The organism is Spirillospora sp. NPDC047279 (genome assembly GCF_040643285.1).
Taxonomy (GTDB): domain Bacteria; phylum Actinomycetota; class Actinomycetes; order Streptosporangiales; family Streptosporangiaceae; genus Spirillospora.
Genome location: NZ_JBEYUA010000006.1, coordinates 209,148 through 215,420, shown reverse-complemented (window position 1 = coordinate 215,420; position 6,273 = coordinate 209,148). Strand labels below are relative to the sequence as shown.

At 70.4% G+C, this 6,273-nt stretch carries 3 protein-coding genes and 1 pseudogene; 2 read left to right on the top strand and 2 right to left on the bottom strand.

Annotated elements, in window-relative coordinates:
* Both ABZ810_RS17270 and ABZ810_RS17265 read left to right on the top strand, forming a co-directional pair.
* A partial coding sequence (locus tag ABZ810_RS17270; protein WP_358403945.1) for a HAMP domain-containing protein occupies positions 1–3,245 on the top strand: 3,245 nt, incomplete at its 5' end.
* Positions 3,242–3,928, top strand: coding sequence for a response regulator (locus tag ABZ810_RS17265; protein WP_358403943.1), 687 nt, complete (start codon positions 3,242–3,244; stop codon positions 3,926–3,928). The genes ABZ810_RS17270 and ABZ810_RS17265, both read left to right, overlap by 4 nt.
* Positions 3,929–4,056: 128 nt before the next feature.
* Here ABZ810_RS17265 and ABZ810_RS17260 read toward each other — a convergent pair.
* Together ABZ810_RS17260 and ABZ810_RS17255 are read right to left on the bottom strand one after the other, a co-directional pair.
* Positions 4,057–4,548: pseudogene (locus ABZ810_RS17260) on the bottom strand (response regulator transcription factor); the annotation flags it as partial.
* 181 nt (positions 4,549–4,729) lie between these two features.
* Positions 4,730–6,163 carry an aldehyde dehydrogenase gene (locus tag ABZ810_RS17255; RefSeq protein WP_358403941.1) on the bottom strand — a complete coding sequence of 478 codons (1,434 nt, stop codon included), beginning with the start codon at positions 6,161–6,163 and terminating at the stop codon, positions 4,730–4,732.
* Between the last annotated feature and the right edge of the window lie 110 nt (positions 6,164–6,273).

Genomic DNA, 6,273 nt, shown 5'->3' with positions numbered 1-6,273 from the left:
GCAATATCGCGCAGATCACCAAGGCGGTCGCGGAGGGCGACCTGTCGAAGAAGATCACGGTGGACGCGCAGGGCGAGATCCTGGAGTTGAAGGACACCCTCAACACCATGGTCGACCAGTTGTCGGCGTTCGCGGGCGAGGTGACGCGCGTGGCGCGTGAGGTGGGCACCGAGGGCCGTCTCGGTGGTCAGGCGCAGGTGCGGGGTGTGTCGGGGGTCTGGGAGGACCTCACCGACAACGTCAACTCGATGGCCAACAACCTCACCAACCAGGTCCGCAACATCGCCCAGGTGGCGACCTCCGTGGCGGGCGGCGACCTGACCAAGAAGATCACCGTCGACGCCCGAGGGGAGATCTTCCAGCTGAAGACCACGCTCAACACGATGGTCGACACGCTCTCGGCGTTCGCCGACGAGGTGACCCGCGTGGCCCGCGAGGTCGGCACCGAGGGCGAGCTGGGCGGCCAGGCCCGGGTGCGCGGCGCGTCCGGCGTGTGGAAGGACCTGACCGACAACGTCAACGCGATGGCCAACAACCTGACCTACCAGGTCCGCAACATCGCCCAGGTCACCACGGCCGTCGCCAACGGCGACCTGACCAAGAAGATCGACGTCGACGCGCAGGGCGAGATCCTGGAGCTGAAGACGACGATCAACACGATGGTCGACCAGCTGTCGGCGTTCGCCTCCGAGGTCACCCGCGTCGCCCGCGAGGTGGGCAGCCGCGGCGAGCTGGGCGGCCAGGCGCAGGTGCCCGGAGCCACCGGCACCTGGAAGGACCTCACCGAGAACGTCAACCTGCTGGCGAGCAACCTGACCACCCAGGTGCGCGCCATCGCCGAGGTCGCCAGCTCCGTCGCCCGAGGCGACATGACCCGGGCCATCACGGTCGAGGCGCGCGGCGAAGTCGCCGAGCTCAAGGACAACGTCAACCTGATGGTGGCCAACCTGCGCGAGACCACCAGGGCCAAGGACTGGCTGGAGACCAACCTGGCCCGCATCGCCGGGCTCATGCAGGGCCATCGCGACCTGGTCGAGGTCGCCAGCCTCATCCTGAGCGAGCTGACCCCGCTGGTCGCCGCCCACTACGGCGCGTTCTTCCTCGCGCAGCGCGAGGCGCGCGACGCCCCGACGCTGCGGCTGATCTCCGGCTACGGCTACCGCGGCCAGGGCCGGCTCAACGAGGAGATCGACTTCGGCCAGGGCCTGGTCGGCCAGGCGGCGGTGGAGAAGAAGCGGCTCATCATCATCGACACCCCGCCCGACTACATCAAGATCTCGTCGGGCCTGGGGGAGTCGTCGCCGGCCTGCGTGGTCGTGCTGCCGATCGTGTTCGAGGACGAGGTGCTCGGCGTCATCGAGCTCGCCGCGTTCAGCCGGTTCAGCGACGTGCACCTGGCGTTCTTCGACCAGTTCGTGCACACCATCGGCGTGGCGATCAACACCATCATCGCCAACGCCCGCACCGAGGCCCTGCTCGGCGAGTCCCAGCGGCTGACCCGCGAGCTGCAGGAACGCTCCGGCGAGCTCCAGCGCCAGCAGGCCGAGCTGCGCCGCTCGAACGCCGAGCTGGAGGAGAAGGCGGCGTTGCTGGCCCAGCAGAACCGCGAGATCGAGGTCCAGAACACCGAGATCGAGCAGGCCCGCCGGGCCCTCGAAGAGCGCGCCGAGCAGCTGGCGCTGTCCTCGCGCTACAAGTCCAACTTCCTCGCCAACATGTCGCACGAGCTGCGCACGCCGCTCAACAGCCTGCTGCTGCTGGCCAAGCTGATGTGGGCCAACCCGGACGGCAACCTCACCTCCGAGCAGGTGCAGTTCGCCCGCACGATCTACGGCGCCGGCCGTGACCTGCTCCAGCTCATCGACGACATCCTCGACCTGTCCAAGATCGAGGCGGGCAAGATGGAGATCCATCCGGAGGAGATCCCGCTCACCAAGCTGGTCGACTACGTCAACGTCACGTTCCGGCACATCGCGGTCGAGCAGGGCCTGGACTTCGAGGTCGTCATGGAGGACGACGGCCTGCCGGAGGTGCTGGCCACCGACGAGCAGCGGCTCCAGCAGATCGTCCGCAACCTGCTGTCGAACGCGATCAAGTTCACCAGCGAGGGCGCGGTCAGGCTGGAGATCAAGCTCGCCCGCGACGTCTACTTCGCCATCGACGCGCTCAGCCGGTCCGAACGTGTCGTGGCGTTCCAGGTGACCGACACCGGGGTCGGCATCCCGCCGGGCAAGCTGGAGGTCATCTTCGACGCCTTCCAGCAGGCGGACGGCACGACCAGCCGCAAGTACGGCGGCACCGGGCTCGGCCTGTCGATCTGCCGCGAGATCGCCGGTCTGCTCGGCGGCGAGATCCGCGCCGACAGCAGGCCCGGCACCGGCAGCACGTTCGTGCTCTACCTCCCCGAGCGAAGCCCGCATCCGCGCCGGCGGGAGCCCGGCCTGCAGATCGGTGACGCCGAGTTCGAGGCGCTGGCGGCCGGCGACGGCGCGATGCTCGCGCTGGAGCCCGCCTCGCGGGTGAACGTCGGCGAGGAGTTCGCCGAGCCCGGCCTGGTGGTGGCGCAGGACGCGCTGTTCGAGGGACGCAAGGTGCTCATCATCGACGACGACATACGCAACGTCTTCGCGCTGAGCACCGTCCTCGAACGTTCGGGCCTCAAGGTGCTCTACGCCGCGGACGGCAAGAAGGGCATCGAGAGCCTGGAGAACAACGACGACATCTCGCTGGTCTTCATGGACGTGATGATGCCCGAGATGGACGGCTACGCCACCACCCGGGCGATCCGTGCGATGCCGCAGTTCGCGGCGCTGCCCATCGTCGCGCTCACCGCCAAGGCCATGAAGGGCGACCAGGAGAAGAGCCTGGTCGCGGGCATGTCCGACTACGTCACCAAGCCGGTCGAGATCGAGCATCTCTTCGGCGTGATGCGCAAGTGGCTCGAACAGGCACTGGAGCGGGCCGGGGCCAGGACCGACGCCGGAGCCGAGCCGGAGGGCCGGGCCGGAACCGAGGCCGAGCGCGGGTCCGGGGCCAAGGGCAAGGCCGGGCCGGAGGGCAAGTCCGGACCCGGGAGCAAGTCCGGGCCCGAGAGCGGAGCGGGACCCGAGAGCGGAGCCGGGGTCGAGCCGGCGACCGGGGCCGGATCCGCGGAGCCGCCGGGCTACGCCGACCTCAGGGCCGCCGAGACGGTGGATCTCGACGGTGCGATGGAAGACGACCGCGGCGAGGGAGGGCAGCAGTGATCGACCAGATCGACCTGCCGAAGATCCTGCTGGTGGACGACCAGGAGGAGAACCTGGTCGCCCTGGCGGCGATCCTCAAGACCGTCGACGCGGTCGTGGTGCCCGCCCGGTCGGGCGAGGACGCGCTGCGCGCCCTCATGACCGAGGACTTCGCGGTGATCCTGCTCGACGTGGTGATGCCGGACATGGACGGCTTCGAGACGGCGTACCACATCAAGCGCAAGGACCGGACGAAGGACGTCCCGATCATCTTCCTGACCGCCGCCCGCAGCGAACCCGACCTGGCCTTCCGCGGCTACGCCGTGGGCGCCGTCGACTACCTGGTCAAGCCGTTCGACCCGTGGGTGCTGCGCTCCAAGGTCGAGATCTTCATCGAGCTGCACGAGCAGCGGCGCCGTGCTCGGGAGCAGTCGGCGATCCTGGGCGGTCTCTTCCCGGGCGCCGCGGTCGGCCTGGCCCGCGCGGCCGGGCTCGTCAGCGAGGTCAACGACCGGCTGGGCGCGGTCGAGTCCACCATGGCCGCGTTCGCCGACCGGCTCGATGACGTCGCGGCGGGCGACGTCGCGGTCAAGGAGGCGTTCGGGCGGCTCGACCAGGAGATCGGCGCGCTGCGCGGCGCCCACGAGGCGCTGTTCGGCCAGCCCGACACCGCCGCCCCGCGCACCGCCCGCACCCCCACCTAGGACGCGGCCGGCGCACCGCTGCGCCTTGGCTGTGAGCATCAGCCCCCGGATCTGCCGAGGGGCTCAGCCGCCGGATCTGCCGCGGGGATCTGCCGAGGGGCTCAGCTGCGGGGATCTGCCGTGAGGGCTCAGCCGCGGGGTTTGAGCAGGCCGCGGTCGAACGCCGCGGCCACCGCGGCGGCGCGGTCGTTCACGCCGAGCTTGGCGTAGATGTGCAGCAGGTGGGACTTCACCGTCGCCTCGCTGATGAACAGCCTGGCGGCGATCTCACGGTTGGTGCCGCCCCGCGCGATGAGGCCCAGCACCTCCAGCTCGCGAGGGCTCACCGGCTCGGCCTGCGCCCCGCCCGCGGTCGAGCCGGCGGCCGAGCTCCGCATCTGGTCGAGCAGGCGGGTCGCGACCGAGGGCGACAACACCGCCTCGCCGCGCGCCGCCGACCGCACCGCGCGGAACAGGTCCTCCTGGAGCGCGTCCTTCAGCAGGTAGCCGGTGGCGCCCGCCTCGATGGCGGGCAGCACGTCGCTGCCGGTGTCGTAGGTGGTGAGCACCAGCACCCGGGACGGCACGCCGCGCTCGGCCATCCGGGTGATCGCGGTGACGCCGTCGGTGCCGGGCATGCGTTCACCTCGATGATCCCCAACGCGATCTCCCTGGTCCGTGCGGCGTCGTGCCGTATGGATCAAGGTTCGCGGCGGCGGCCTCCCGGGGGCATCGGCCGGCCGGTCGCCGACCGGCTGATTCGCGCGTGCGCCCGAATCAGCCGATCAGCTGATTGACACCGGTTTCAGGAGGGGCGGGGTTTCAGGAGGGGCGGGGGATCGCCTTGTACTCCAGGTAGGGGGACAGGCCCTCCGGGCCCAGCTCGCGGCCGAGGCCGCTGTCCTTGTAGCCGCCGAACGGGGTGTTGGCGTCGAGCACGTAGAGGTTCACGCCGCAACTTCCGGTACGGACGCGGCGGGCGACCTCGACGCCGTGGTCGACGTCGGCCGTCCACACCGAGCCGCCGAGCCCGAAGTTGCTGTCGTTGGCGATCCGGACCGCGTCGTCCTCGTCGTCGTAGGCGATGAGGGCGAGCACCGGGCCGAAGATCTCCTCCTGGGCGATCCGCATGTTGTTGGTGACGTCGCCGAACACGGTCGGCGCGACGTACCAGCCGCGGTCGTGCGGGCGGTTGAGGCCGCCGGCGATGACCTTGGCGCCCTCGTCCTGGCCGATGCGGATGTAGCCCTCGACCCGTTCCTGCTGCCGCTTGGCGACCAGCGGGCCGATCTCGGTGCCGTAGTCGGCGGGGTCGCCCACGTTCAGCGCGCCGACCATCGTCACCAGCGCGTCGGCGACCTCGTCGTAGCGGCTGCGCGGCGCCAGGATGCGGGTCTGCGCGGCGCACGCCTCGCCGTTGTTCATGAGGGAGGCCATCTTGAAGCCCTCGATGGTGGACGCCAGGTCGGCGTCCTCCAGGATGATCGCCGCGGACTTGCCGCCCAGCTCCAGCGTGACCGGCCGCAGCAGCTCGCCGCAGGCCGCGCCGATCTTGCGCCCGGCCTCGGTGGAGCCGGTGAACGCGACCTTGTCGACGCCCGGGTGCGAGACCAGGTAGGCGCCGACCTCGCGCCCCGCCGGGACGATGTTGATGACACCGTCCGGGATGCCCGCCTCCTTGATCCACTCTGCCAGCAGGTAGGCGTCGAGCGGGGTCTCGGGGGAGGGCTTGGCGACCACGGTGCAGCCCGCGATCAGCGCCGGCGCCAGCTTGAGCATCAGCGTGAACTGCGGGACGTTCCACGGGTAGATCGCGGCCACCACGCCGACCGGCTCGCGGGTCACGGTGACCGGGCCGAGCATGCCGGCGCGCTCCTCCTCCCAGGTGAACGAGGAGGCGAGGTCGACGTAGTACTGGAGCACCATCTGCGGGAGCGCGGCCTGCCCGAAGATCGAGAAGAGGATCGGCGACCCCATCTCCTCGGTGACCAGGTCGGCGATCTGCTGCTGGCGTTCGGCGTAGATCGCGGACAGCCGGCCGAGGATCTCGGCGCGCTCGGCCGGGGTCATACGCGGCCAGGGCCCCTGGTCGAACGCCTGGCGGGCGGCCGCGACGGCGGCGTCCATGTCCGCCTGGGTGCCGTCGGGCACCCGTCCCACGACCTCTTCGGTGTGCGGGGAGATGACGTCGATGGTGCCGGTGCCGGCCGGGGCGGTCCACTGGCCGCCGATGAACAGCCGATCGTGCTCACGCATGTCGCTGGTGCCTCCCGCTTTGACCGAATGCTTGCTTGGGACAGCATCCATGGTCCGCCGGGCGCTTGGCAAGCCTCCGTGAGACTCGGGTCTCACCCTTAGGGTGGAGG

Excerpts from the sequence above, each read along its gene's own strand:
- ABZ810_RS17255 (WP_358403941.1), bottom strand. The coding sequence starts at position 6,163 with ATGCGTGAGCACGATCGGCTGTTCATCGGCGGCCAGTGGACCGCCCCG.